Annotated in this window: 27 protein-coding genes; 23 read left to right on the top strand and 4 right to left on the bottom strand. The window is 45.4% G+C overall.

Going from position 1 to position 24,252, the window contains the following annotated elements:
• Positions 1 to 108: 108 nt before the first annotated feature.
• Together eno and NNC77_RS08945 are read left to right on the top strand one after the other, a co-directional pair.
• Positions 109 to 1,416, top strand: a complete 1,308-nt coding sequence (eno, locus tag NNC77_RS08950) for a phosphopyruvate hydratase (protein WP_254970686.1) — start codon at positions 109 to 111, stop codon at positions 1,414 to 1,416.
• Between the two features lie 189 nt (positions 1,417 to 1,605).
• A complete protein-coding gene (locus NNC77_RS08945; RefSeq protein ID WP_254970685.1) occupies positions 1,606 to 2,352 on the top strand; it encodes a ZIP family metal transporter in 747 nt (248 codons plus the stop codon).
• 243 nt (positions 2,353 to 2,595) lie between these two features.
• On the opposite strand, the gene NNC77_RS08940 is transcribed toward NNC77_RS08945, so the two are convergent.
• The 3 genes from NNC77_RS08940 to dapF all read right to left on the bottom strand — a co-directional run bounded on the left by NNC77_RS08940 (position 2,596) and on the right by dapF (position 7,097).
• Complete coding sequence (locus NNC77_RS08940) at positions 2,596 to 4,785, bottom strand: glutamine synthetase III family protein (RefSeq protein ID WP_006849499.1); 2,190 nt, start codon at positions 4,783 to 4,785, stop codon at positions 2,596 to 2,598.
• Between the two features lie 56 nt (positions 4,786 to 4,841).
• Positions 4,842 to 6,074 carry an LL-diaminopimelate aminotransferase gene (locus tag NNC77_RS08935; protein ID WP_022120371.1) on the bottom strand — a complete coding sequence of 411 codons (1,233 nt, stop codon included), beginning with the start codon at positions 6,072 to 6,074 and terminating at the stop codon, positions 4,842 to 4,844.
• Positions 6,075 to 6,251: 177 nt separating this feature from the next.
• The gene (gene dapF, locus NNC77_RS08930) at positions 6,252 to 7,097 is read right to left on the bottom strand and encodes a diaminopimelate epimerase (protein WP_254970683.1); all 846 of its coding nucleotides are present in this window, start codon (positions 7,095 to 7,097) and stop codon (positions 6,252 to 6,254) included.
• 454 nt (positions 7,098 to 7,551) lie between these two features.
• Between dapF and NNC77_RS08925 the strand changes: the two genes are divergently transcribed.
• From NNC77_RS08925 to NNC77_RS08895, 7 genes are all read left to right on the top strand, one after another.
• Complete coding sequence (locus NNC77_RS08925; RefSeq protein ID WP_006849503.1) at positions 7,552 to 7,908, top strand: P-II family nitrogen regulator; 357 nt, start codon at positions 7,552 to 7,554, stop codon at positions 7,906 to 7,908.
• 101 nt (positions 7,909 to 8,009) lie between these two features.
• The gene (locus NNC77_RS08920; protein WP_254970682.1) at positions 8,010 to 9,278 is read left to right on the top strand and encodes an ammonium transporter; all 1,269 of its coding nucleotides are present in this window, start codon (positions 8,010 to 8,012) and stop codon (positions 9,276 to 9,278) included.
• A gap of 211 nt (positions 9,279 to 9,489) precedes the next feature.
• Positions 9,490 to 10,473, top strand: a complete 984-nt coding sequence (locus tag NNC77_RS08915) for a helix-turn-helix domain-containing protein (protein WP_254970681.1) — start codon at positions 9,490 to 9,492, stop codon at positions 10,471 to 10,473.
• 287 nt (positions 10,474 to 10,760) lie between these two features.
• Entirely contained in the window at positions 10,761 to 11,423 is a 663-nt protein-coding gene (gene cas6, locus NNC77_RS08910) for a CRISPR-associated endoribonuclease Cas6 (protein WP_118255151.1), read from the top strand.
• 18 nt (positions 11,424 to 11,441) lie between these two features.
• On the top strand, positions 11,442 to 11,996 hold the full coding sequence (locus tag NNC77_RS08905; RefSeq protein WP_118255152.1) for a hypothetical protein: 555 nt from the start codon (positions 11,442 to 11,444) through the stop codon (positions 11,994 to 11,996).
• 12 nt (positions 11,997 to 12,008) lie between these two features.
• Positions 12,009 to 12,863 (top strand): CRISPR-associated endonuclease Cas3'', encoded by an 855-nt coding sequence (locus NNC77_RS08900; RefSeq protein ID WP_254970679.1) that lies wholly within the window; start codon positions 12,009 to 12,011, stop codon positions 12,861 to 12,863.
• Between the two features lie 382 nt (positions 12,864 to 13,245).
• On the top strand, positions 13,246 to 13,491 hold the full coding sequence (locus NNC77_RS08895; protein WP_254970677.1) for a hypothetical protein: 246 nt from the start codon (positions 13,246 to 13,248) through the stop codon (positions 13,489 to 13,491).
• A 456-nt stretch (positions 13,492 to 13,947) separates the two neighbouring features.
• Here NNC77_RS08895 and NNC77_RS08890 read toward each other — a convergent pair whose 3' ends face one another.
• Positions 13,948 to 14,490 carry a S24 family peptidase gene (locus tag NNC77_RS08890; RefSeq protein ID WP_254986872.1) on the bottom strand — a complete coding sequence of 181 codons (543 nt, stop codon included), beginning with the start codon at positions 14,488 to 14,490 and terminating at the stop codon, positions 13,948 to 13,950.
• Positions 14,491 to 14,843: 353 nt separating this feature from the next.
• Between NNC77_RS08890 and NNC77_RS08880 the strand changes: the two genes are divergently transcribed.
• From NNC77_RS08880 to NNC77_RS08810, 14 genes are all read left to right on the top strand, one after another.
• Positions 14,844 to 15,050 carry a hypothetical protein gene (locus tag NNC77_RS08880; protein WP_228114861.1) on the top strand — a complete coding sequence of 69 codons (207 nt, stop codon included), beginning with the start codon at positions 14,844 to 14,846 and terminating at the stop codon, positions 15,048 to 15,050.
• Between the two features lie 58 nt (positions 15,051 to 15,108).
• Entirely contained in the window at positions 15,109 to 15,456 is a 348-nt protein-coding gene (locus NNC77_RS08875) for a hypothetical protein (RefSeq protein WP_254970673.1), read from the top strand.
• 223 nt (positions 15,457 to 15,679) lie between these two features.
• A complete protein-coding gene (locus tag NNC77_RS08870) occupies positions 15,680 to 16,126 on the top strand; it encodes a hypothetical protein (RefSeq protein ID WP_119235705.1) in 447 nt (148 codons plus the stop codon).
• Positions 16,127 to 16,241: 115 nt separating this feature from the next.
• Positions 16,242 to 18,320: a hypothetical protein gene (locus NNC77_RS08865; protein ID WP_254970670.1), complete on the top strand. Its 2,079-nt coding sequence runs from the start codon at positions 16,242 to 16,244 to the stop codon at positions 18,318 to 18,320.
• A 37-nt stretch (positions 18,321 to 18,357) separates the two neighbouring features.
• Positions 18,358 to 19,272: an AAA family ATPase gene (locus tag NNC77_RS08860; protein WP_153137023.1), complete on the top strand. Its 915-nt coding sequence runs from the start codon at positions 18,358 to 18,360 to the stop codon at positions 19,270 to 19,272.
• On the top strand, positions 19,265 to 19,888 hold the full coding sequence (locus NNC77_RS08855; protein WP_254970668.1) for an AAA family ATPase: 624 nt from the start codon (positions 19,265 to 19,267) through the stop codon (positions 19,886 to 19,888). Before NNC77_RS08860 ends, NNC77_RS08855 begins: the two co-directional genes overlap by 8 nt.
• Before the next feature lie 11 nt (positions 19,889 to 19,899).
• Positions 19,900 to 20,157, top strand: a complete 258-nt coding sequence (locus NNC77_RS08850) for a hypothetical protein (protein ID WP_254970666.1) — start codon at positions 19,900 to 19,902, stop codon at positions 20,155 to 20,157.
• Positions 20,150 to 20,326 carry a hypothetical protein gene (locus NNC77_RS08845; protein WP_234564137.1) on the top strand — a complete coding sequence of 59 codons (177 nt, stop codon included), beginning with the start codon at positions 20,150 to 20,152 and terminating at the stop codon, positions 20,324 to 20,326. The genes NNC77_RS08850 and NNC77_RS08845 overlap by 8 nt, the downstream gene beginning before the upstream one ends.
• Before the next feature lie 50 nt (positions 20,327 to 20,376).
• Positions 20,377 to 20,640: a hypothetical protein gene (locus tag NNC77_RS08840; protein WP_254970664.1), complete on the top strand. Its 264-nt coding sequence runs from the start codon at positions 20,377 to 20,379 to the stop codon at positions 20,638 to 20,640.
• Positions 20,641 to 20,674: 34 nt separating this feature from the next.
• Complete coding sequence (locus tag NNC77_RS08835; RefSeq protein WP_254970662.1) at positions 20,675 to 21,178, top strand: hypothetical protein; 504 nt, start codon at positions 20,675 to 20,677, stop codon at positions 21,176 to 21,178.
• A complete protein-coding gene (locus tag NNC77_RS08830) occupies positions 21,117 to 21,818 on the top strand; it encodes a DUF3164 family protein (protein WP_119235710.1) in 702 nt (233 codons plus the stop codon). Before NNC77_RS08835 ends, NNC77_RS08830 begins: the two co-directional genes overlap by 62 nt.
• A 305-nt stretch (positions 21,819 to 22,123) precedes the next feature.
• The gene (locus NNC77_RS08820) at positions 22,124 to 22,681 is read left to right on the top strand and encodes a phage virion morphogenesis protein (RefSeq protein ID WP_254970660.1); all 558 of its coding nucleotides are present in this window, start codon (positions 22,124 to 22,126) and stop codon (positions 22,679 to 22,681) included.
• A 7-nt stretch (positions 22,682 to 22,688) separates the two neighbouring features.
• Positions 22,689 to 23,105, top strand: a complete 417-nt coding sequence (locus NNC77_RS08815) for a hypothetical protein (RefSeq protein WP_254970658.1) — start codon at positions 22,689 to 22,691, stop codon at positions 23,103 to 23,105.
• Positions 23,106 to 23,323: 218 nt separating this feature from the next.
• The coding region (locus NNC77_RS08810) for an IS1380 family transposase (RefSeq protein ID WP_254970656.1) at positions 23,324 to 24,252 on the top strand (929 nt) is incomplete at its 3' end.

The following is a 24,252-nucleotide window of genomic DNA, read 5'->3' as shown; positions in this document are numbered from 1 at the left end:
GGGCGAATACCTACTTTTGATGATGCCCGAAATTTGGAGATTTGTCAGATAATACCTAAATTTGCACTCGGAAAAAATGTTTAACGTAATTAAAAGTATTATAGTATTATGATTATCGAAAATGTTCATGCAAGAGAAATCTTGGATTCTCGTGGCAATCCTACAGTAGAGGTTGAAGTTTCATTGAAGTCAGGTGTCGTAGGTCGTGCATCGGTTCCTTCTGGTGCATCAACTGGCGAGAACGAGGCTTTGGAACTTCGTGATGGCGACAAGAACCGCTATGGCGGCAAGGGTGTCTTGAAGGCAGTTGAAAATGTGAATCAGGTAATTGCGCCTGCTTTGGTTGGCTTCTCTGCCTTGGAGCAGCGTGCCATAGATTATAAAATGTTGGAACTGGACGGTACCAAGACCAAGTCTAATCTGGGTGCCAATGCCATCCTCGGTGTTTCTTTGGCTGTGGCTCATGCTGCTGCTGAGTATCTCCACATCCCATTGTATCGCTATATTGGCGGTTGCAATACTTACACCCTTCCTGTTCCTATGATGAACATCATCAATGGTGGTGCTCACTCTGATGCGCCTATCGCCTTCCAGGAATTTATGATCCGTCCTGTGGGTGCTCCTTCCGAGAAGGAGGCCATCCGTATGGGTGCTGAGGTGTTCCATGCCTTGGCTAAGCTTCTGAAGAGCCGCGGCCTTTCTACTGCCGTTGGTGATGAGGGCGGTTTCGCTCCTGCACTCGATGGTATAGAAGATGCGCTCGACAGTATCTGCCAGGCTATCAAGGATGCCGGTTATGAGCCAGGTAAGGACGTGAAGATTGCCATGGACTGTGCTGCCAGCGAGTTTGCCGTTCAGGAGAATGGTGAGTGGTTCTACGATTATCGCCAGTTGAAGGATGGTAAGAAGAAGGATCCTAATGGTAAAAAACTGACTGCTGCTGAGCAGATCAAGTTCCTGGAAGAACTGATTACCAAATATCCTATCGATTCTATCGAGGATGGTCTTGATGAGAACGATTGGGACAACTGGGTGAAGTTGACTGCTGCCATCGGCGATCGTTGCCAGTTGGTAGGTGACGACCTCTTTGTTACCAACGTGAAGTTCCTGGAGAAGGGCATCAAGATGGGTGCTGCCAACTCTATCCTCATCAAGGTAAACCAGATTGGTTCTCTTACCGAGACACTGGATGCTATCGAGATGGCTCACCGTCATGGTTACACCACCGTTACTTCCCATCGTTCTGGTGAAACCGAGGATACAACAATTGCTGATATTGCCGTAGCAACAAACTCTGGTCAGATTAAGACGGGTTCTATGAGCCGTACCGACCGTATGGCCAAGTACAACCAGCTTATCCGCATCGAAGAGCAGTTGGGCAATAGCGCAGCTTACGGTTATACGAAGTTGAAATAGAAGCGATGATATGAAATTGGAAAACACCAATTTCACCATAACAAAACATAATTAGTAATAACTGAATAGATCAGATACGAAATAGATGGGCATGGATGACTGTGAGGGTTGTCCATGCTTTTTTTTCTTCTATGATGTATCTGCATCTTCATGTGTTTAACTGGATAACTTCGATATATTTTATTGATTATGACAAACGTATTGATTAGTGCTGCCGGACTTTGTGGTGCCACCATTATTGGTGCCATTTTGGGATTCTTCGTCAAGGAGTTGCCCCATAAATGGAATGATGCCGTATTGGGATATTGTGCCGGAATCATGCTGGCAGCTTCCACGTTGGGACTGATAGTGCCAGCCTTCGAACAGACCAGTCTTTGGTGGCTGGTAGTAATCGGCGTGATGGCAGGAGCCCTGTTCCTGAATGTGCTAGACCTGGTGACTCCCCATCTTCATCACATCACGGGACTAGACCCCGAGGAGCATCGCAACAATGCCAGGCTCAGTCATGTGATGCTCTTCGTGATGGCGATAGCCCTGCACAAACTGCCCGAAGGCATGGCTGCTGGAGTGAGTGTCTGTTCGGCAGAGGGAGCAACGGAGTGGGGCGTTTCCTTCGGCATCGCCCTGCAGAACATCCCTGAGGGTATGGTGATTATTGCTCCTTTGATGATGGCTGGTGTTACAGCAGTCCGCACCTTTTTCATTTCCATCTTCATCGCCCTGCTCGAAGTGATAGGCATTCTGTTGGGTTTCGGTTTGGGTTCAGCCTCTTCCACCTTCCTCCCCGTGATGCTGGGTTTTGCCGGTGGTGCCATGCTTTATGTAACGAGCGATGAGATGATTCCCGAAACTCATGCCCATGGCTTTCAGAAGCAAGCCACCTATGCCCTTCTCCTGGGTTTCATCACCTTTGTGTTGATGGAGAAATGTGTATGATTAGATTCTGATACCGAGGCAGGTAGTATATCCTAAATACAGAGTGTACTTAGGTGTAGGCTTTTTTGGGAAATAAAAAAGCGGAGCGTGATTTCACAACCACACTCCGCGCAAACTTAAACAACCAATAAAAGAAATAGATTGATCGTTCAATTGTTATATCTGATGAAGAGTAGCTCTTGTTAGAGCTTTGTTTTTTTATCTGTCAGAAATATGTCTTATCTATTTTGAAGACATTGCTGATTAGCGGATGAACAGGAGTTCACGATACTTAGGCAAGGTCCAGAGCTCATCGGCTACTGTCAACTCCAACTTATCAATCTGATAACGGATTTCCTCCATCTTTGGAGCTACCGTGTCATGATAAGCAATAGCCTTGTCGTGCTCATTCTCAATCTTGTTGGCAACCTTGCGGGCATTTACCAACTCCTCAACACCGGTCTCGATGATCTGAGTGCGCTCGGCAATTTTCTTGATGATATTGATGTTACGGGCTGTCAATTTCTTGCCTTCCTCGTCGCCGAAGATATCAATCATGTTCTCCACATTCTTAGCCAACTGGCTCTGATAGTGAGTAGCCACAGGGATGATGTGGTTCATGCTCAAGTCGCCCATTACACGAGCCTCAATCTGAATCTTCTTGGTGTAGGTCTCCCATTTCACCTCGTTACGAGCTTCCAACTCGTTCTTCTTCATGACACCCATATCCTCGAACATCTTGATAGATGCAGGGTCGAGATAACGCTCGAAAATCTTTGGACAGCTCTTCTCGCAGTCCAGACCACGCTTAGCAGCTTCCTCTACCCACTCATCTGAGTAACCATTGCCGTCGAAACGGATAGGCTTGCAGGTCTTCAAATCCTGACGAACGATATCGATGATGGCAGATGTCTTGTCCTCACCCTTGGCAATCAACTCATCCACACGCTTCTTGAAGTCGGTCAAAGCCTCAGCTACAGCTGTGTTCAATACAATCATTGCTGATGCACAGTTAGCCTCAGAACCTACGGCACGGAACTCGAAACGGTTACCGGTGAAGGCGAATGGTGATGTACGGTTACGGTCGGTGTTATCAATCATCAACTCTGGAATCTCAGGGATATCCAACTTCATGCCCTGCTTGCCAGCCACGGTGAAGAGATCCTTCTTGTCGGCTTTCTCAATGTGCTCGAGAAGGTCGGTCAACTGCTTGCCGAGGAATGAAGAGATGATTGCTGGAGGTGCCTCGTTGGCGCCCAGACGATGCGCATTGGTTGCACTCATGATAGATGCCTTCAGCAAACCGTTGTGCTTGTATACACCCATCAAAGTCTCTGTGATGAAGACAACGAAGCGGAGGTTATCCTCTGGTGTCTTGCCTGGGCCATGAAGCAGAATGCCTGTATCTGTAGCGAGACTCCAGTTGTTGTGCTTACCGGAACCGTTGATGCCTGCGAATGGCTTCTCATGGAGAAGTACGCGGAAACCGTGATGGCGAGCTACCTTCTTCATCAAGCTCATCAGGAGCATGTTGTGGTCAACGGCAAGGTTGGTCTCCTCGAAGATAGGTGCCAACTCAAACTGGTTTGGTGCAACCTCGTTGTGGCGGGTCTTGCAAGGAATACCGAGTTCAAGAGCCTGGATTTCCAAATCCTTCATGAATGCCTGAACACGCTCTGGGATGGCGCCGAAGTAGTGGTCGTCCATCTGCTGGTTCTTTGCAGAATCGTGACCCATCAGGGTGCGGCCTGTCAGCATCAAGTCAGGACGTGCAGCATACAAGCTTTCATCTACCAGGAAGTACTCCTGCTCCCAACCGAGATTGGAAATAACTTTCTTGACATCTGGGTTGAAGTAGTGGCAAACCTCTGTTGCTGCTACGTTTACAGCGTGCAATGAACGGAGCAATGGAGCTTTATAGTCGAGAGCCTCACCTGTATAAGAGATGAAGACGGTAGGGATACAGAGTGTATCGTCGATGATAAATACAGGAGATGTTGGATCCCATGCTGAATAACCGCGAGCCTCGAAGGTAGAGCGGATACCGCCAGATGGGAAAGATGATGCATCAGGCTCCTGCTGAACGAGCAACTTGCCTGAAAATTCCTCGATCATACCACCCTTGCCATCATGCTCGATGAAGGCATCGTGCTTCTCGGCAGTACCTTCTGTCAGTGGCTGGAACCAGTGAGTGTAGTGGGTTACGCCATTCTCGTCAGCCCACTGCTTGATGCCTTTGGCTACGGCGTTGGCGATGTTACGGTCGAGACGTGCTCCGTTGTCGATGACGTCTACCAGTTTCTCATAGACATCTGCAGGGAGATACTTGTACATCTTCTGTCGGTTGAATACCTTCTTTCCGAAGAATTCACTTGGTCGCTCGCTAGGAGCGGTTACCTCAACAGGCTTTCTCTTGGAAGCCTCTGAAACAGCTTCAAATCTTAAGTTGCTCATACCTTATATATTTTAAAATTTCTGATTTTCAATGTTTTTATAATCTGTTGGAACGTTTATTTTCCCAGCCATTTGGCTATTCTCTCCATGGCTTCCTTGCAGTCCTCATGCTCGCCGAAGGCGGTGAGTCGGATGTAGCCTTCGCCCGATGGACCGAAGCCGACACCTGGAGTGCAGACTACGCTGGCACCATAAAGCATCTCTTCGAAGAATTTCCAGCTTGGCGTGTTGTTTGGCGTCTTCACCCAGAGATAAGGTGCATTCTCACCGCCATATACTCTCAAGCCGAGTTTCTGGAGTTCTGCTCTCATGAAGTGGGCATTCTCCATATAGTAGTTGATGGTTGCCTTCACCTGTTCCTTACCCTCTGGGGTGTAGATGGCTTCGGCAGCACGTTGGCTGATATAGCTTGTACCATTAAACTTGGTGCACTGGCGGCGGTCCCAGATAGGATTCAATGCCACTTCCTCACCTGCCAATGTCTTTGCCTTCAACTCCTTAGGAACGATGGTGTAACCACAACGCACACCGGTGAATCCGGCAGTCTTTGAATAACTGTGGAATTCTATCGCTACCTTTCTGGCTCCACGAATCTCGTAGATAGAATGAGGAATTGATGGGTCGGTGATATATGCCTCGTAGGCTGCATCATAGAGGATGATGCTCTCGTTCTTGATAGCATAGTTTACCCATTTTCTGAGTTCTTCTTTCGAGATGACCGTACCCGTAGGGTTGTTTGGATAACAGAGATAAATCATGTCCACACGGTGGTCTGGAATCTGAGGGATGAAGTCATCGCTCTCATCGCAAGGCATGTAGGTTACGTTACTCCACTTGCCGTTCTCGAAGATTCCCGCTCTACCTATCATCACGTTAGAGTCTATATAAACCGGATAAATCGGGTCGGTAACGCCGATGTTGTTATCCCATCTCAAAATCTCCTGGATATTTCCCGTATCACTCTTGGCTCCATCGTTTACGAATACCTCGTTGGCGTCGAGATGAATGCCACGGGGCAGAAAGTCGTTCTTGATGATAGCCTCTCGGAGGAAGTCGTAGCCTCGCTCCGGACCATAGCCTCTGAAAGAAGCCTGCTCAGCCATCTCGTCTACAGCCTTGTGCATCGCCTTGATGACGGCAGGGCAGAGAGGCTGGGTTACATCACCGATGCCCAGACTGATTACACGCTGCTTTGGATGTGCAATCTTGTAGGCGTTCACCTTCTTTGCGATGTCGGCAAACAAGTAGTTGTTGGCCAACTTCAGGAAATGTTCATTAACTAATGCCATATTTTGTTTCTCCTTTTATTTGTGGTCATTATCGACCATTTGTTATTTAAGTTTGCGTTCTCTTTTTAAAATGTTGAGTGTCATATTGTTTTAATGTTGAGTGTTGAATGTTGAGTGTTGACTTGGTGGGTGCAGTTAAATTCAACATTCAACATTCCACATTCAACACTCCCTATATTAACACTCCAACTGGATTTCTCCTTCGAATGAGAAGGCTGCAGGCCCTGTCATGTAAACATGATCATCAGCCTCGCTATATTCAATTTCCAGCGTTCCGCCATCCATCACGATACTGCTTTTTCTGTCGGTACGCTTGGTAAGGGCTGCGGCTACGGCTGTGGCACAGGCTCCTGTTCCGCAAGCCATTGTTATTCCGCTTCCCCTTTCCCAAACTCGTGTCCTTATGGCGTCTGTGTCAGTTACTTGTGCAAATTCTATGTTGCATCTCTGGGGAAATGCCTTGTCTCTTTCCAGGATTTTACCATAGTGGGCGATGTCGATGGTGTCGATGTCATCCACGAAGGTAACGAAATGCGGATTACCCATGCAAACATAGGTGCCTTCAAATTTTCTGCCGTCAGCTTCGAGCACCGAAGGGCCTATGAATTGCTCGGGATTTTCAAGTTTGGGTTCCAGCATGTCTACTGTTACCGATTCCACAACTTCTTTATTATCCTGAAGATGAAGTTTCAATATCTTGATACCCGAAAGCGTTTCCAGTCGGATAGTGTCCTTTCGGGTCAATCCTTTTTCGTAAAGATACTTACCGATGCATCGGCTTGCATTGCCGCACATCATCGCTTCTGAACCATCGGCGTTGAAGATACGCATCGAATAATCTGCTCTTCTGCCGTCGTGCGGCTTTCCGATGAGAACCAGTCCGTCGCTTCCTATGCCCGTGTGATAAGCACTCCAGGCAATGGCAGCCTTCTCTGGGTCAGGGATGTCGTATTGTTGGGTATCTACATATATGTAATCGTTACCCGCTCCCTGCATCTTTGTAAAATGAACTGTTTCTTTCATCTGCGTTGTTCTTTATGTTTGAATACTCTTCTTTTATCTCTCATGTCTTATCTCTTTTGAGATTTGACTTTTTGCTAGTCTTTCGAATATTTCGATGACTATTTGTTTGATTTCGGTTGCAAAGGTACGACGATTTGTTGAAATATGCAAGAAAATAAATGCAGAAATCTTGATTATTTTTCGCTATCTTACAATTTGTATCATAAAAATGCTTTCTGCCTTACAAATTGTAAGGAGAATAGGATAAGCCTCGATAAATTTAAAATGTTCGACAAAAAGTAAAAGCGAAATGTTTTTATTTTCTTTAAAATGCTGACAAAATGTATTAATTTTGCAGCCGAAAACGAACATAGTGTAAAAGAAAGGCTTAGTTTGAGTAACAACCAATGAGAGTCCGTTTTCGAAAAGAGACAATCAATAGAAGTATTAACACATTATTAATTATTAAAGGATTATGAAGAAGATTGAGGCAATTATCCGTAAGTCTAGATTCGAGGATGTCAAGAAGGCACTTTTAGCAGCAGACATCGAGTGGTTCTCTTATTATAATGTAAGAGGTGAGGGTAAAATGCGCCAGGCTCGCATTTACCGTGGTGTGATGTATGATACCAGCAGCATCGAACGTGTGCTTCTGAATATTGTGGTTCGTGATAAGAATGTGGAGCCTACCATCGCCGCCATCCAGGGTGCTGCACAGACCGGTGAAGTAGGAGACGGCAGAATCTTCGTGATTCCTGTACTCGATACGGTAAGAATCAGAACCGGCGAACGTGGCGACATTGCATTGTATAACGCTGAGAAAGAGGAATAATTTAAAATGTTGAATGTTAAGTGTTGAATGTTGAATTAGGCATTCTTACTTATCTTTAATAAATATTATTTAGTATTCTAATTTAACTATAAGATATAAGTATGAGCAGTTTATTATTAACTACACTTGATACGGGTAACACAGCGTGGATGATCATGGCAACCATCTTGGTGCTTTTGATGTCAATCCCGGGTATAGCACTTTTTTATGGTGGTTTGGTGCGCCAGAAGAATATTCTCAGCATCCTGATGCAGACGGTTTTCATCGTGGCAGTAGTCAGTCTGATATGGGTAGCCTTCGGTTATTCCTGGGCATTCTCTACAGAATATGCCGATTCGGGCAATCCTCTGGCTTGCGTCATCGGTGGTTTCGATAAATGTTTCCTCCACGGCATCGGCTTGGATGCCATCATGCCTACAGGCATTCCGGAACTCACCTTTGCAATGTTCCAGTGCATGTTCGCCCTCATTACTCCAGCCTTGATTCTCGGTGCTTTTGCCGAGCGTGTGAAGTTCAGCGGATATGTACTTTTCACCATCCTTTGGGTTATCATCGCTTATCTTCCAATGGCCCACTGGGTATGGGGTGGCGGTTTCCTGCAGGAGATGGGAGCCATCGACTTTGCGGGTGGTACCGTAGTTCATATCAATGCCGGTGTAGCCGCTCTGGTCATGGCACTCTGTGTAGGCAAGCGAGATGATTACCGTGCGGGGCATCCTATCACACCTCACAACATCACCTTCGTGTTCATGGGTATGTCATTCCTCTGGTTGGGATGGTTCGGTTTCAATGCCGGTAGCGGATTGGCAGCTGATGGTCTGGCTGCCAACGCCTTCCTCGTAACTCATATCGCAACAGCAGCGGCAGCCACTACCTGGATGCTTATCGACTGGATTGTGAACAAGAAGCCAACTACGGTAGGTGCTTGTACCGGTGCTGTTGCCGGACTGGTAGCCATCACTCCTGCAGCCGGCAGTACCGATATTTTCGGAGCTTTCTGCATCGGTGTCATTTCCACCATCGTCTGCTTCTTCATGGTAGCGGTAGTAAAGGAGAAGTTCAAGTATGATGATGCCCTCGATGCCTTTGGTGTGCATGGTATGGGTGGTATTCTGGGATCTATCCTCACCGGTGTCTTCGCCACTCAGTATGTAACAGGAGCCGAAGGTGTACAGGGAGTCCTCTATGGCGACTGGCATCAGCTTTGGGTTCAGGTTGTAGCCACCGTGGTAAGCATCATCTACAGCGTAGTAGTTACCTACATTATCTTCAAGGTAGTAGATAAGAGTGTAGGTGTACGTGTTGGCAAGCGAGTAGAAGAGGAAGGTCTCGACATCTACGAGCATGGTGAAAGTGCTTATAGCAACTAAGATAGAGAATGAATATATGTATAACACCTTGACTGTATGTTTTGTATGGTCAAGGTGTTTTCTATTATAATAATGTGTAAACCTGATTTTGCCTAAATTCTTCTTGTTATTTTATCATTTGCCTGCTTTTTTATGTTAAATCTTATAAACGCTTAGTTACAAAATCAATTCTTTTTCTTATATTTGTCAACAAATTAAAAAGCTGACAATTATGACTAATGACTCATTTTCTATAAGATTGCGGGAAGCGCGCCTGATGATGGGGCTCAGTATGGATAAACTCGTAGAGCGAACCAACGGAGCCATCACCAAGCAGAGCATCTCCCGATATGAGAAAGGCATCATGCGCCCTAAGCGTGATGCCCTGCAAGCCATAGCCAAAGCCCTCAATATCAGCGAGGAATATTTCGAAGGAACCAATCTCAAGATAGATATGCCTATGCTCCGCACCACCTCCAATGGCAAGTTGTCCGAAGACGAGTTGCAAGCCCTTGAAGCAAAGCTTTCGTTTTGGGCGGAGCAGTATCTTGCCAAGGAGAAAAAAGCGGGTTTTCCTACCCAGTTCAAGAATCCGATAAAAGGCACCAAGGTATCAACGCAGGAAGATGCCATCCAGGCATCCAGCCTTCTTCGTGAAAAGTGGCATTGCGGTGATGGTCCCATCGCCAGCATCCTGAGACTCTTGGAAAGAAAAGGCATCATGATACTTGCTGCTACTCTCCCAGAGTATGTATTCGGAATGAGTACCTGGGCAGATAAGAAGCATCCGTTGATGATTCTCGATTTCAATCCGGAAAAGAGTAGCGTAGAGAAACTTCGTTTTACGGCAGTTCATGAACTGGCTCATCTGCTTCTCCTCTTCCCGGAAGATAGTCCGCTGAGACTTGAGAAGCGTTGTGATCTCTTTGCCAGTTTCTTCCTTCTTCCCAAATTGGCGCTTATCGAAGAGTTGGGTTCCAAGAAACGTGAGAAGATAACGCTGGAGGAGATGATCGATATCAAGGAGCTATATGGCGCATCTCTCGCCGCTTCCATCATTGCCGCCAGAGATTACGGCATTATTACCACCGAGTATAAACGTGCATGGTATGCCGAACATATAGAGCCTAATCCCCGTGAAATAGGTAATGGTCACTATGTGTTTCCCGAGACATTGGGAAGGGAGAAGAGAGTCAATTCGATAGTAGATTCGTGAATGTTGAATGTCGGTGTAAATGTCAGCATTTGATGATATTTAAAATAGGAAATACTAATTCTTAATAGTGTTAGATATAAAGAAAAAAAAATGAGCAAATTGTCTTCGATATGTTCGAAGAGGTTGCAACCCAAAGCATCGCTGAGGCTCGGAATGCATACACCTATGAAGAAATAGATGGTTGCTATTTGGAGGCGAAAGAGATTGCTGATAAGGCAAGGAACCATCTGAGAGAAATTTTATGATAAGCAAAAAATATATTTATAAAACGAACATTTTTTTTAAATATGAGAATTCTTTTAAAAACTTCACCGAATACTACACCAGTTCCTTTTGATTATCAACAGAAACTGGTTGGTACTATTCATAAATGGATTGGAAACAATTCTATTCATGATACGATTTCATTGTATTCTTTCTCTTGGTTAAATGGAGGAAGAAAAGTGGAGGATGCACTCCAGTTTTCACAGGGTGCAACGATGTTTATTAGCTTTTATGATGAAAGTATCATTAAGGTTATCATCAGAACAATTCTTGAAGATCCTGAGATGTTTTGTGGTATGTTTGTAACTGACATAACTATTGGTGCTGAACCTCAATTTTCAGAGCGGGATTTGTATTATTGTGCTAGTCCGATTTTTATAAAGAGAAAATTGGATGATGGAAGCATTAAACAGTATAATTTCAATCATGCAGAGGCAAACCAATATCTTAAGGATACTCTTTTGTCAAAGATGAAAGAGGCAGGATTGGAAGAAGATGAAACGTTGGATATTTGTTTTGATCTTTCTTACACCAAAAAGAAGTTGAAGTTGGTTCGTTATCATGGTATTGGCAATAAGGCAAGTCTTTGCCCGGTTGTCATCAAAGGTAAGCCTGAGACGAAACAATTTATATGGAATGTTGGTGTAGGCAACTGCACGGGTATCGGATTTGGAGCAATTTACTAATTATTAAAGGATTTGATTATGTATGTCGTAACATATAAAGGGCAGTTTGGTTTCATCAAGCCATGGACCGCAGTTCGTGATGGAGAAACATTCAGTCAGCAGTTTCTTACACCTTCAATAATAGAAGGCATAGAGAAAAAACTGTTTCCTGAACTATTGAACGTTCCAGGAATCCATAAAATATTGAGGCACAAATTGAAGTATGATTCCCTGGATTCTCAACAGGAAGTGACACAGCCTAGAGGTTGGGAGTATAAAAACAGAACTTTCATAAGAAATCGTTCTGTATTGAAGCGTTCTGTTCTTTTGCATCCGGTTTTATGTATTGCTTTTGAAAACGAAGAAGACGCTGTTATAGCTTCAAAGCAACATGTATGTGTATGTAGAAATGAAGATATACTCTTGCCAGAATCAGAAATCAGAGTGATGGAAGAAGACCAATTCAATCAATTACCTGGTTTTGAATTGCGCTTTGGAAATTCAGAGCAGTCTTTCCTGGTTGGCTATAATCGTTTTAACGATAATCAACCAATGGTTGGCTGGATAGAGTATAATGGTCAATCTTTACTTTAATGATGTAACTATATGAATATTCATCAAGAAATATTAGCTAAAAGCGAGCAGAATGGACATGTTTGTTTATATCAGCATCTAAAGAATGTTGCTGATACAGCTCGGGTTATGGCTAAACAGTTAGGATTTGATGAACAGATTGCTGTAGAAGGAGCCTTGTTGCATGACATAGGAAAAGTAAGTCCTGTGTTCCAACAATCGCTGATTTCCCCAAATAAGAAGAAACCCGGTTCTGTTTTTCGTCACGAAATAGCCTCTTTGTTCTTTCTGTCGTTAGTATGTCAGGAACATAGAGATGCAGTGATAGATATGATAGTAGCGCATCATAAATCAATGTATAAAGATGTACGGGAATTGGGTATTTTAGATTTGGATGATACATCAGATTGCTTCAAGGAACATTCAAAGTTATTCCCGGAATGGAGTTATATAGCCATTGATATTCTTGAAAGCCTTGGCATGGAAACCCATGAGATATCTTTGGAAGAGGCAAAAGAAAATTACGAATATGTCATAGACTATTGTGATGGTAGAAAAAAGGGGTGTTCTGAATGGAGAGGGTTGTTGATGGCGGCAGATCACATGGCTTCTGCTATGGAGACTGCATTTGAAATGCCGCTTGATAAACTCTTCATCAAACCTGATTTGTCTTTTTACAATAGGCAAAGTGAACTCTATCCTTTATCATTGATTTCTTCGGATAATAAGAAGATGCATACGTTGGTAACGGCTCCAACTGGAGCTGGAAAAACTGATTTTTTGTTGAGGCGTTGTCGTGGAAGAGTTTTAGAGGGCACAAAACGAAGCGTATATTTAAGAGAGAACCCGAAAATGGTGGAAGAACCTAGAATAGAGATAGTTAGATAGATGAAGGGAAAGTGAGGGTGCAAAACGAAACGTTTACATTGGTTGAATTTAGGTTGAATTATCTGAGAGGTTGGTTTACATAGAACGAGGGGAAAGTTTACATCGGATTGCATCTGCTTTACATCAGAGAGGCAGAGAGGCTTCTGAGGCGTGCAGGAGGGCTTACCTACAAGGCGATGGATAGATGGAGACGGTGAAGGATTAGAGCGGCTTAACGGCCGCTTTTTTTGTGCCTTGTTGCGAAGAAAAATTTGGGTTTTAGGAATAATTAAGATGCAATTTTATTCCATATAACAATTATTTGGTATATTTGCAGCCGATAATGAGGGCGATGCGCTTTGCGGTGTGTGGCTCCTGATGTAGGACTTAAAACGATAGAAATATGGCAAAAGTAGTACACGTTCACCTGATGGTGGGCAAGCATGAAGGACGAAAAGACTTCTATTTCAGCTCCATCTCGGCGATATACACCGTATTGACTGCTGAAGAGGTAGGCGCAACCAGGAGCTATCTGCTGCACGCAGGGCTTGGTGGAAATGGTACGGTAATGACGAAACGCGCTGTAATTAAGCAATCTACGCTTATTTCGGGTGGTCGGATGAGTAATGTATCGTCCGAGGAGAAATAAGGGCTTAGAACGACATTTTTAGGGCGTTTTGGGCGTGTTGGAACGACATTATAAGCCTGTATGCTTTTAGGGGGTGATTTATGGGTATTTGGGGAGCTTTCGGGCTCCCCTTTTTTGTGCCCAAAATGGTCGATTTTGAGTAGTGGACTTGCAAGTGGACTTGCAAACTGGACTTGCATTTTTCAAAAACTGGACTTGCAAAAGTGGGGTAAAACGCATAACGATAGCTTGGGTAGGAAAACTACCACTTTTGCTACTTTATGTGCAGGAAACATACCCTTTTCAGACCTCGATTTTTGGCGCTTACACCTTTTATATATAGTATATAGGGGCTTTTTGGTCTATTTTTACGCCTTTCAGGGGGAGGGGGAACACCTGAGGGGTGTTTTTGGGGGTGTATCATCTTCCCGGAGCCGGGAAAATGATACACATCCTGGAGGTGGGTATAGAACGGGGTTACTCTAGACGGATGATACCTCTAACGAGAGCGATGGCGTGGAGATATGATTTCTCCAGTTCGAATGGCGGGTATTTCTCGTTATCGGAGACGATGCAGATATGATCATTATCCTTGCCCGGTAGTACTCGCTTGATGATGGCTCCCTGATTGGTGTCGAGAACGTAGGTCTTGTTCCATTGAAAGAAGATATCGTTCATCGGTATCTTCTGGCAAGCCACGAGGTCGCCAGAGTAGTATGTAGGCTGCATGGAGTCGCCTTTTACCCTGATAAGGAAGTCGGCGCCCTTGAAGTCTGGTATGATATAGTGCTCGCATTCGTACTCCATGAAGGAGATATCGGAAGTGAATGCGCCCGCCATGGCGCTGGTAGGTATGAGTGGAATTCCCTCAATGCTTCCCTCCGGCAGCTTATGAATTCGAGAAGAATATTCTCTATTTTTCTCTGATTTTCTCTGCTTTTCTCCATTTTTCGGCGTTTTTCTCTCCTTTTCGTCAGGGCATGGTGCTTCATGGGCGCTGGAAGTACTCGTCTTGAGCATTGGTCCTTTGCCTGTTAAGAGCCAATCTGCAGAAACATGTTCGCACTTTGAGTATATCAGCTCAATATCAAAGGTACTGCGAGAATCCCAGGTGTTAATCGTTTGGGGCTTAACACCTAGCATTTTCGCAAATTGCGACTTATTACCACCTGTATAATGGGCAATTAATGCCTCTAAAATGCCTTTTTTATCCATATTGCGATATTATTTTATTCAAAACGCGAAAATAATTCCCAAAAAATTTGGTAGTTATTCGCAAATTGCTTATCTTTGCACCGTGTTTAAGATAAACACCGCGCCAAAGATACTAAAAAAGCGCGAGCTGGGCAAATTTATAAACTTAAAAAGTCATAATGATGGAAAATGTAGAGAAGGCTTTCAATGGCCTTGGCAGAACAAAGAAAGTGGAGTTTATCTCCAAGAACATCGAGCTTGCATCATCAAGCGCAGTAGCAGACTATGTGAAGGGATATCTCTTCGATGTACTCAAAGATGTGGGTGATGATGAGTATGTAGCGACTTACCTTCGAGGTAAGGGCTATAAGGTTGAGAAAAAATAGAGTGTTTAACAAGTTGGAGGAGAATGATGAGTTCTCCTCCTGATAAAAAGAGATTAAGATGAAAGAAGAAACTAAGACGAAAAGTGTAATTCTTTTAAATTCCATCTCAGAGTGCATGAAGGTAATAACTCTCTTAGAAGAGGCTGGAAAGATAGAAGAAGTCGATCTAAGATATCGAGGCGAGACTTGCCCATTTGCATCACGGCAGAATACCGGAATGCCGATAGACCAGGCACACAAAGTTCTTCTCCTGAACAGGAATACTTTGGTATGCCGGTGTTGTGGGAAAATGTTTCGGTTATACCGTCGAGCATTAAGTGCACAGGATAGAGCTGTCTTTTCAACTCTTCTTCCGGGAGTACCGTTTGGAACTCTGCCTGGAACTCTAATACGTAAAGTGCCATAAGTGATAAATTAATAAGTGAAACATGAATTTTGGTGCAAAGATAAGCATTTTGAGCGAAAAAGACTTAATGTTTGCCATAAGTTTAGTTTTCAAAGGGTAGAAAGAATCAGGATTAACAACGAGCCGGGCAACGTTTCCCGGCAATATGGAGGTAGCTGGAATGTATGGCGGTTCGACTCCGCCTTCCTCCACCATTAGAATAAAATTATAATATTGTTAGAATATGAAAAGAGCAATAGACGTAAGCACGGAGGTACGCGAAGGAATACGCAAGACCTTCAAGGTGTCGGACCAAGCTATCTGGCTTGCTCTCACCTTCGACCCTAAGCGGGGCATGAGCGACAAGGCAAAGCGCATCCGCCAGTACGCCAAAATCAACGGTGGCGTAGAGACGGTGGTTGCTGAAAAGGGTGATACCTTGCTTTTCGACCATGAAGGAAGCTTCAGACAATACTTCTCCAACGGAGCGGTACTGGAGTTCGACAAGAAGACTGGCAATGCTACCATCTTCTTCAAGGGTAAGGAAATGGTATCTGCGGACAATGTCTTGGTCCGCGAGATGCCTTCGCTTCAGATCATGGCAGCAAGGTGGAGACAGAAGGATGCCGAAATTATCGGTAATCCTGGTATGAGAGAACGTCTGGAACGTGGATTTAGAGTTGGAGGATAGAGTTATGGACATTACTCGGTATCTGATTATATCCATCGTATGTCTCTTTGCAGGCATCTGTGTGGGTAGAATCTGGAAGTATTTCACCAGTAAAGAATAAAGAAAGGTTATAGTTATGGAATATTACGGCAATACACTTTGTATATCTGCGACAGAACTTGTTGGAACTGGCATCATGAGCAAGAGTTGCTACGACTCTGCGGTGAATCGCAAGAGATTAAACGTGGTACGTCGAGGCGGTGGCGCAAGCGGCTGCACGGCTCTTATTGCCGTAGATAGCTTGCCTACCAAATACCGCAAGGCGGTGGAAGTAGAGTTCCCCGGAGGTCCCGAAGTAAGGCTGCGAGGATGGATAACTTCCAATTATGAGGTAGATCAGCACGCCATGTGCTACTTTCAGAGCAGGCAGCAGACGGGCTTGGACCTGTCGGCAGAGAAGATCCAGGAGTATGTGGTGAATGCCTCGGTGCTCAATACCTGCATCAAGCTCTACGAACGAGCCTCTGCCTACCGCAAGCTGATGGGCGAACGCTACGACTGGGAAATGATGGCAAGTACCATCAAGGTATTGAAGGAGACCTATCATCATACCCTACCCGAATCGACACTGAGATTCAGGAAGAAGGTGAATGAGTATAAGGCTGGCGGCTACGGCGTACTGATCAGTGGCAAGTTCGGCAACCAGAACACCAGAAAGGTTGACGTGAAGACGGAGAAGCTGGTCATCGGCCTACAATGCCTTCCTAATAAGCCTTATAACTCCCAGGTAAAGGAACTGTATGACTCCTTCGTATGCGGCGAGCTTGATGTGTATGATGTTCAGACTGGAGAGCTGTTTGACCCGGAAGATTTCTGTGATAAGGATGGAAATCCGAAGAGTTTGAGCGACAGTACCATCAGAAACATCCTTAATAAGCCGAAGAACAGGCTTATTTGGGATAAGAGTCAGTTGAGCTGGAGTGCCTTCATGCACGAGAGTATGCCTCACATGCACCGCCATTCGGGTGAATACTCGCTGAGCCAGATAACCATGGATGACGTGGATCTGACCCGTAAGTTGAAGGATACGAAACTGAGGGTGAAAGCCTACTATGCTTACGACTCGGTGAGCCAGTGCGTGCTGGGCGCCAGCTATTCCAGGGATAAGGACCAGAACCTTGTGAAGGAATGCTTCAGAGAGATGTTCAGGCTGATAGCCAAGCACGGCTGGGGTATTCCGGCAGGTATTGAGGTAGAGAACCACCTGATGTCGGAATATAAGTACACCCTGCTCCAGGAAGGAACGGTGTTCAGCTATGTACGCTACTGTGCGCCTCTCAACTCGCAGGAGAAGCAGGCTGAGAATATCAATGGAGCCAAGAAGCGCCGTATCATCCATCGCAACCACGTAGGTATTGGCCGATTCTACGGCAAGTGGAAATACAGAGTGGAATCCAAGAAGATAAGCGACGCAGGAAATGATACCTGGGAAGACAAGCAGTATTACTCATTCGATGAGCTTGTGGCGGATGACCGCCGTGACAACTACGAGTGGAACCATACGCTGCACCCTAATCAGAAGAAATACCCTGGTATGACAAGATGGGATGTTCTGATGGAGCATATCAATCCGAACCTGCGCCCGTTTGACGCCATCACACTTGCCCGATATATCGGCGAGAAGGTTGAGACCTCTGTAAGGCGCAATTCTACGGTAAGAGTGGCCTATGAAGACTGGTGGCTGAGCAAGCCGGACGTACTGGAGCGCCTGGCTCCCAATAATTACAAGGTTACCGCTTACTACCTGCCGGATGAGGACGGAAAGCCGCAGGATGTGTTCATCTTCCAGGGAGACAGATTCATCGACCAGGTAGAGCGGGTGGAAACCTACAACAGAGTGATGGCAGAACAGACCGAGGAGGACAAGAAGAAGTTCTATCATCAGCAGAAGAAGGTCAAGGAATTTATGAACTACACCAACAGGAACCTGGTTCCTAGGTTGGGAATACACAATAGTAAGGATTATGAAGAAGAACAACAGAAAGAGATTAAAGAGCTCGCTGCGAAGCCGACTGGGATGGATATTTATACATCCGATGTTCCCGATAGCGATTTCGGAGTACAGACAGCTGGTAAAGTACTACAAGGTACATCTTCAATATCCGAAGAAGACGAGAACGCATTGGCAATAGCGATGGCGTTCGACCAGGCGTAAGAATCGACTTAGAATAAACTTATAACAATAAACGATTATGATTACAACAGAACAAAAGAAAAAGATTCTGGCTGCGATTGCACAGAACCGCGCCAATTATCCTTCGGATGCCAAGCACGCTACATCCCTCGGAATATCCACTTCGGTGTACAGCATGGTGAAGCAGGGCGCCTTGGACAAGGCCCTTTCTGATGCCAACTGGGTGCGCATCGCCCGTCGCCTGGGCGTTAACCTCCGTCACGAGATAGAATGGAAGCCAGCCAATACCTTCACCTTCCTGTTCATCCAGAAGCAGCTGGAGCTTGCGCAGCTCTCCTCTCTGAGTATGATTCTCTGTGACGAGCCGAATATCGGCAAGACCTACTCTGCCAAATACTACATCGGTTGCCATGAGAATGCCGTTTATATCGACTGCTCGCAGGTGAAGACCAAGCGCAGACTGATCCGCAAGATAGCCACCGAGTTTGGTACTGACAACAAGGGAACCTACAGCGATGTGTATGAAGACCTGGTATATTATCTCCGCACACTGAACAACCCGCTTATCATCCTCGACGAGGCAGGAGACTTGCAGTATGAAGCCTTCCTGGAGCTGAAGGCGCTGTGGAACGCTACGGAGCATTGCTGCGGATGGTATATGATGGGTGCCGACGGACTGAAGGAGAAGATAAACCGCAGCATCGACTGCAAGAAAGTGGGATATACCGAGATGCTGAGCCGCTACGGAGGCAGATTCTCCAAGGTGACTCCTGATGACGGCAAGGAGCGGGAGAAGTTCCTGATGAAGCAGGCTTCCATCGTTGCCAAGGTGAATGCTCCAGCCGATGCAGATATTCCTACCATCGTAAGAAAGACGCAGGGCGGGCTGAGACGAGTATATACCGAGATAGAGAAGCTCAAGATAGCAGCAGAGAACGCTGCTGAAGCTTCCGGGGAGGCCAGTCATGGTTAAGCGGGCATACAGCCCCAGGGAGATACTGAAGATGACTTATAAGCCGATACCCTGGGGTGGAGAGTGGGAACGGTGCTTCGGACAGCCGGATATGTATGACACCTGGTTTATCTCGGGTCCGTCGGCTGGTGGCAAGAGCTCGTTCGTGATGCAGCTTACCAAGAAGCTCTGTGAATACGGAATAGTACTCTACTGCTCCTTCGAGGAGAAGGTAAGCATGAGTTTCAAGGAACGCATCCAGCGTTTTCACATGGAGGAAGAACAGGGCAAGTTCAGAGTCTGTATCGATTCAGACATCGACAATCTGAAGAGGATGCTCAAGCAGCGCAAGGGCCCTAAGTTTATTATCGTGGATTCGTTCCAGTACTCACATTGGGAATATGCACAGGTGGAAGCCCTGGTGGAAGAGTTCCCGAAGAAGAGTTTCATCTTCATCTCGCAGGAGGCGAAGAGTCAGCCACTGGGCAAGCCTGCCGTCAGACTGAAATACATGGCGGGCGTGAAAGTAAGAGTCGTCGGCTACGAGGCTGTCTGCCAAGGCCGATTCATTAGAGAAGCCGGAGCTACCTTCAAGGTATGGGAGGACGGACTTATCCAGGCTAGTAATAATCTGTAATTTGAAAGCTTATGAGTGAAGTGAATGATTGTCTCGGGGATTACGAGAAAGGTGACATCATCTACCTGCTGCTGAGCAAGGAACAATGCAGCTCGGTATTGGATGACTGGATGGAATGTAACTACACCTGCTATTTGAGCGTGCGCAGATCAATAAAGACTCCCGGTAGCTATGTCGTTACGACCAAGAGTCTGATGTGGGCAACGAGAATCATAAAATGGCATGGGTATCAAAATGTAACTTACAAAAAGCCGAAGAAACATGGATGAAACAGTAGAAGATATCATCGCCTACATCAAGAAAAAGACTAAGGATTTCAGTTATCCTGACCAGGCAATGATGTATGACGAGCTTGCTTCCAAGCTCTGCGATATGAATGCAGATGCACTGAGGAATGAATATCTGGACAGTGATGATTATCTGCTCGATAGCGTATAGAAAGGTGCTTCTGCGACAGAATTATAAACCCATAAACAATTCATTAGAACATGAAAAAGATTATTTATTCGATTAAGAAATGGTGGAAAAAGACCACTGAGGAGTATCATCGCCAGCAGGTGCTGAAGCGTGAGAAGGAAGTAAGACGTGAGGCGATGCACCGATTACAGGTAAGGGAGTTTGAATGCGGGCTATATCTCTGCCTGGATGATATTCCGATATTGAAGGAGATAGAGGTTGCGCAAGCGTTGCCTAACGCCCTGCATGAAGCGCGAGAGCATTATCAGGACTATAAGCTGAGTCTCGGCTTATGATCTACCGATTGCAGATTAACAAGGAGGGAAGTTTATGGCACGACCGATTGCAAACTACCATCGTTTCTACGCCTCGTTTAATAAGTTGCCAAAGCACGGCGATGACGAAGAGGCTAAGGCGGCTATCGTGAGCCAATACACGAATGGGCGCACAACACATCTTCATGAGATGAGGGCGCGGGAGTATAAGGAATGCTGCAAGGCATTGGAGAACATGCTTGGTTATGGTGACCAGCGCAAGCACTGGCGAAGCATCTGCCTGCACCTGATGCAGGAACTCGGGGTAGACACCAAGGACTGGAACCGCATCAACGAGCTCTGCCGTCATCCGAGGATTGCGGGTAAGGATTTTGCCCTGATCACCATTTCGGAACTGGAGCAGCTGAGCGTGAAGCTGAGAGCCATCAAGCGAAAGGGAGGACTGAAACAGCAGGAAGGTATTAATACCAATCATATAAAATTAATATTTATTGAAAATGGAACAAGAAAAGAACAAACAGGAGCAGGCGGCTGCAAAGCAGGGCAGCTCCCCAGTTGACATCAGTCAGCTGTCAGAAGAGCAGAAGGCATTTCTTCTTGCTCAGTTGAATGCCGAAGCAAAAAACGAGCGCATCAACAAGCGTGATGCCTACGAGGGCTTGCGAGGCGAGTTTATGCACAAGGTGGAAGGTATGCTTGTTAACGTTACCGCAGACGTCAAGGGTTTTAAGGTATGGCTAAGAGATGAGTCTTCCGCCTTTATCAAGCTGATGCGAGAGTATGGTCAGGTGAAAACCGATGAGCAGAAGAACTACACAATCACTAGTGATGATTTTCGCTTGCAGATCAGCTGCAACAGCGTGAAGGGATTTGATGAGCGTGCCGACCTTGCAGCGGAGCGACTGGTGGCTTTTCTGAAGGACTACATGAAGAAGAGCGAGAAGGGAACCGATGATCCGATGTATCAGCTGGCAATGACGCTGCTGGAGCGCAACCAGGCAGGAGATCTCGATTACAAGAGCATCTCCAAGCTCTACGAGCTGGAGGATAAGTTCAATGATCCGGAGTACTCGGAAATCATGAAACTCTTCCAGGAGAGCAATGTAGTGCAGAAGAATGCAACCAACTATTACTTCTGGAAGCGAGATAAGAAGACGGGTGTCTGGCGTCGCATAGAGCCAAGCTTCTGCCGCATCTAAAGTTAGATTATTTATTGTTATAATGTTTTAAGTTGAAAGAAAGGAACAGCCCTCGATGAGGAATGGAAAATGCAGGAATAACCGCGGATTGAGTTATCAGAAGCGGGTGACGGAGATTAACCGTATCTTCGATCGCTACGCCAAGCTGGGAGTCCCTAACAGGGAGATCTGGCGGCGTTACGTGTACCCGGTGTACGCTATCTCGGAGCGCCAGTTCTACAATGTCCTGAATGCGAGCGCCGACCCTCACAATAAGATTCCTCAGCAAGAGGAGCTGTTCCTGAATTTCATAGATAACGACGGCTATGGCAACAGAGAAAGAACTGAAGACGGTAATAGACCGCATTCTGAAGGATATTAGAATCGGTATCAGTGATGAGTTTGACCAGAACTTTGAGAGGCAGGCTTTCTTTACCAAAGCCTGGGCGAGAAGAAGAAGCCCGCTTCGCCCCGGAGGTCATATTCTCGTTGATACTGGAGCGCTGAGAAAAAGCATCAGCAGTAGAAGCGATGAAAGCAGCATTACTTTCTATAGCGATCTTCCTTATGCTGCCATCCATAATGAAGGAGGAGAAATAAAGGTTACTGCCAGGATGAAAAGATACTTCTGGGCTAAATATAATGAAGCACAAGGCGGTTTTGGCAGAAAGAAAAACGGCGAGCTTCGTAACAATAAGAAGAACCGACAGCTTGGAACGGAAGCAGAGTTCTGGAAAGCGATGGCTCTGATGAAGGAAGGAAAGGTTATCAAGATTCCTAAACGTCAATTCCTGGGCATGAGCCCCGAGGTGGAGGAAGACGTGAGGCGCATTATAGAAGACAACCTTACTTCTTATTTTGAGAACGACTTCAAATTTAAATAAACAAGATATGGATCCAAGACAAGAATTATACGCTGCACTCGTGGAGCAGCTGAAAAATATTCCCGAGGTGAAACATGTGGATTTGTGGAACGAGAACGTAGTTTATGCAGATCAGGACGAGCCGTGGCAGCGCCCGGCAGTATTCATAGAGTTGGGAGTGATAGACTGGACAACGATACAGGGCGCTCTCCGAGGTAACGGGGATATCAAACTGCATACGGTGATAGACTGGAGCGAAAATGCGCCTATAGAGGCTTGGCAGTTGACTGACAAAATCTGGCAGGCGCTGGAAGGTATTAGAAGCAAATCGTTTGATGGGTATTATCCTAGGCAGACTCTATCCAATGGGAGCCATGAAGAGTTGTACGAGAACATTGATGTTTTCAGGGTAAAGTATCTCAAGTCCTGGAGCACGGCGAGATAAATTTCTTTCAATTCATATATACTATTATATTAGGTTCTGTAAGTTATAGGGAATTATGTTGTTAATTTATTTTTTTATTATCCTTAATTCCGCAACACTATAGTTTAACATTATTTATAAGTGCCTGAGCAACAAAAAGTTGCCCAGGATTTTGCCATGTCAGAATTTTCACTTACCTTAGTGTTGCGAAAAGAAGACAAGCAAAACTCTAATATGACATGGCAAAGATACAAATAAAATCTGAGAAACTCACTCCTTTTGGAGGAATTTTTTCTATTATGGAGCAATTTGATGCTCTTTTAGCTCAAACCATAGATTCCACCTTGGGATTGAGATGCACTATGTTTGGTTATCAATATAGCGAAATTCTACGCTCTCTGATGTGCGTATATCTTTGTGGCGGCTCATGTATTGAGGATGTTACAACTCACTTGATGAAACATTTGTCTCTTCATCCAACTCTTCGCACTTGCAGCGCAGACACCATATTGCGTGCTATCGAAGAACTGACTTTTAAGAGCATCACCTATAAGTCTGCTTCTGGCAAATCCTATGATTTCAATACTGCAGACAAGATGAACTGCTTACTGGTCAATGCCCTGCTTGCTACTGGTCAATTGAAATCCGGTCAAGAGTATGATTTTGACTTTGACCATCAGTTCATTGAAACAGAGAAGCATGATGCAAAACCAACCTACAAGAAGTTCCTGGGCTATAGTCCAGGTGTGGCAGTCATTAACGACATGATTGTCGGTATTGAAAATAGAGACGGCAACACAAACGTGCGCTTCAACCAAAGAGAGACTTTGGAAAGAATCTTCAAGCGACTGGAGGCATCAGAAGTATATATATCCCGTGCCCGCATGGATTGCGGCTCATGCTCGGAGGAAATCGTAGATATGGTAGAGGCTCATTGCAGGCATTTTTATATTCGTGCCAACAGATGCTCTTCCTTCTACGATTCCATGTTTGCCTTGACTGGATGGAAAACTGTTGAAATCAACGGTATTGAATTTGAGCTGAATTCCATCCTTGTTGAGAAATGGAAAGGAAAACCGTATCGTCTTGTCATACAGAGACAAAGGCGAATAGATGGAGACCTTGACATTTGGGAAGGCGAATATACCTACAGATGTATACTGACTAA

Origin of the sequence: Segatella copri, from assembly GCF_024330485.1 — a bacterium.
Taxonomy (GTDB): Bacteria; Bacteroidota; Bacteroidia; order Bacteroidales; family Bacteroidaceae; genus Prevotella; species Prevotella copri_L.
The sequence above is the reverse complement of the archived record's forward strand: the minus strand, read 5'-3'. Positions and strand labels throughout refer to the sequence as shown.

Coding starts and splice junctions, on each gene's coding strand:
- eno (WP_254970686.1), top strand. CDS start 109: ATGATTATCGAAAATGTTCATGCAAGAGAAATCTTGGATTCTCGTGGC.
- NNC77_RS08945 (WP_254970685.1), top strand. CDS start 1,606: ATGACAAACGTATTGATTAGTGCTGCCGGACTTTGTGGTGCCACCATT.
- NNC77_RS08940 (WP_006849499.1), bottom strand. CDS start 4,785: ATGAGCAACTTAAGATTTGAAGCTGTTTCAGAGGCTTCCAAGAGAAAG.
- NNC77_RS08935 (WP_022120371.1), bottom strand. CDS start 6,074: ATGGCATTAGTTAATGAACATTTCCTGAAGTTGGCCAACAACTACTTG.
- dapF (WP_254970683.1), bottom strand. CDS start 7,097: ATGAAAGAAACAGTTCATTTTACAAAGATGCAGGGAGCGGGTAACGAT.
- NNC77_RS08925 (WP_006849503.1), top strand. CDS start 7,552: ATGAAGAAGATTGAGGCAATTATCCGTAAGTCTAGATTCGAGGATGTC.
- NNC77_RS08920 (WP_254970682.1), top strand. CDS start 8,010: ATGAGCAGTTTATTATTAACTACACTTGATACGGGTAACACAGCGTGG.
- NNC77_RS08915 (WP_254970681.1), top strand. CDS start 9,490: ATGACTAATGACTCATTTTCTATAAGATTGCGGGAAGCGCGCCTGATG.
- cas6 (WP_118255151.1), top strand. CDS start 10,761: ATGAGAATTCTTTTAAAAACTTCACCGAATACTACACCAGTTCCTTTT.
- NNC77_RS08905 (WP_118255152.1), top strand. CDS start 11,442: ATGTATGTCGTAACATATAAAGGGCAGTTTGGTTTCATCAAGCCATGG.
- NNC77_RS08900 (WP_254970679.1), top strand. CDS start 12,009: ATGAATATTCATCAAGAAATATTAGCTAAAAGCGAGCAGAATGGACAT.
- NNC77_RS08895 (WP_254970677.1), top strand. CDS start 13,246: ATGGCAAAAGTAGTACACGTTCACCTGATGGTGGGCAAGCATGAAGGA.
- NNC77_RS08890 (WP_254986872.1), bottom strand. CDS start 14,490: ATGCTCAAGACGAGTACTTCCAGCGCCCATGAAGCACCATGCCCTGAC.
- NNC77_RS08880 (WP_228114861.1), top strand. CDS start 14,844: ATGATGGAAAATGTAGAGAAGGCTTTCAATGGCCTTGGCAGAACAAAG.
- NNC77_RS08875 (WP_254970673.1), top strand. CDS start 15,109: ATGAAAGAAGAAACTAAGACGAAAAGTGTAATTCTTTTAAATTCCATC.
- NNC77_RS08870 (WP_119235705.1), top strand. CDS start 15,680: ATGAAAAGAGCAATAGACGTAAGCACGGAGGTACGCGAAGGAATACGC.
- NNC77_RS08865 (WP_254970670.1), top strand. CDS start 16,242: ATGGAATATTACGGCAATACACTTTGTATATCTGCGACAGAACTTGTT.
- NNC77_RS08860 (WP_153137023.1), top strand. CDS start 18,358: ATGATTACAACAGAACAAAAGAAAAAGATTCTGGCTGCGATTGCACAG.
- NNC77_RS08855 (WP_254970668.1), top strand. CDS start 19,265: ATGGTTAAGCGGGCATACAGCCCCAGGGAGATACTGAAGATGACTTAT.
- NNC77_RS08850 (WP_254970666.1), top strand. CDS start 19,900: ATGAGTGAAGTGAATGATTGTCTCGGGGATTACGAGAAAGGTGACATC.
- NNC77_RS08845 (WP_234564137.1), top strand. CDS start 20,150: ATGGATGAAACAGTAGAAGATATCATCGCCTACATCAAGAAAAAGACT.
- NNC77_RS08840 (WP_254970664.1), top strand. CDS start 20,377: ATGAAAAAGATTATTTATTCGATTAAGAAATGGTGGAAAAAGACCACT.
- NNC77_RS08835 (WP_254970662.1), top strand. CDS start 20,675: ATGGCACGACCGATTGCAAACTACCATCGTTTCTACGCCTCGTTTAAT.
- NNC77_RS08830 (WP_119235710.1), top strand. CDS start 21,117: ATGGAACAAGAAAAGAACAAACAGGAGCAGGCGGCTGCAAAGCAGGGC.
- NNC77_RS08820 (WP_254970660.1), top strand. CDS start 22,124: ATGGCAACAGAGAAAGAACTGAAGACGGTAATAGACCGCATTCTGAAG.
- NNC77_RS08815 (WP_254970658.1), top strand. CDS start 22,689: ATGGATCCAAGACAAGAATTATACGCTGCACTCGTGGAGCAGCTGAAA.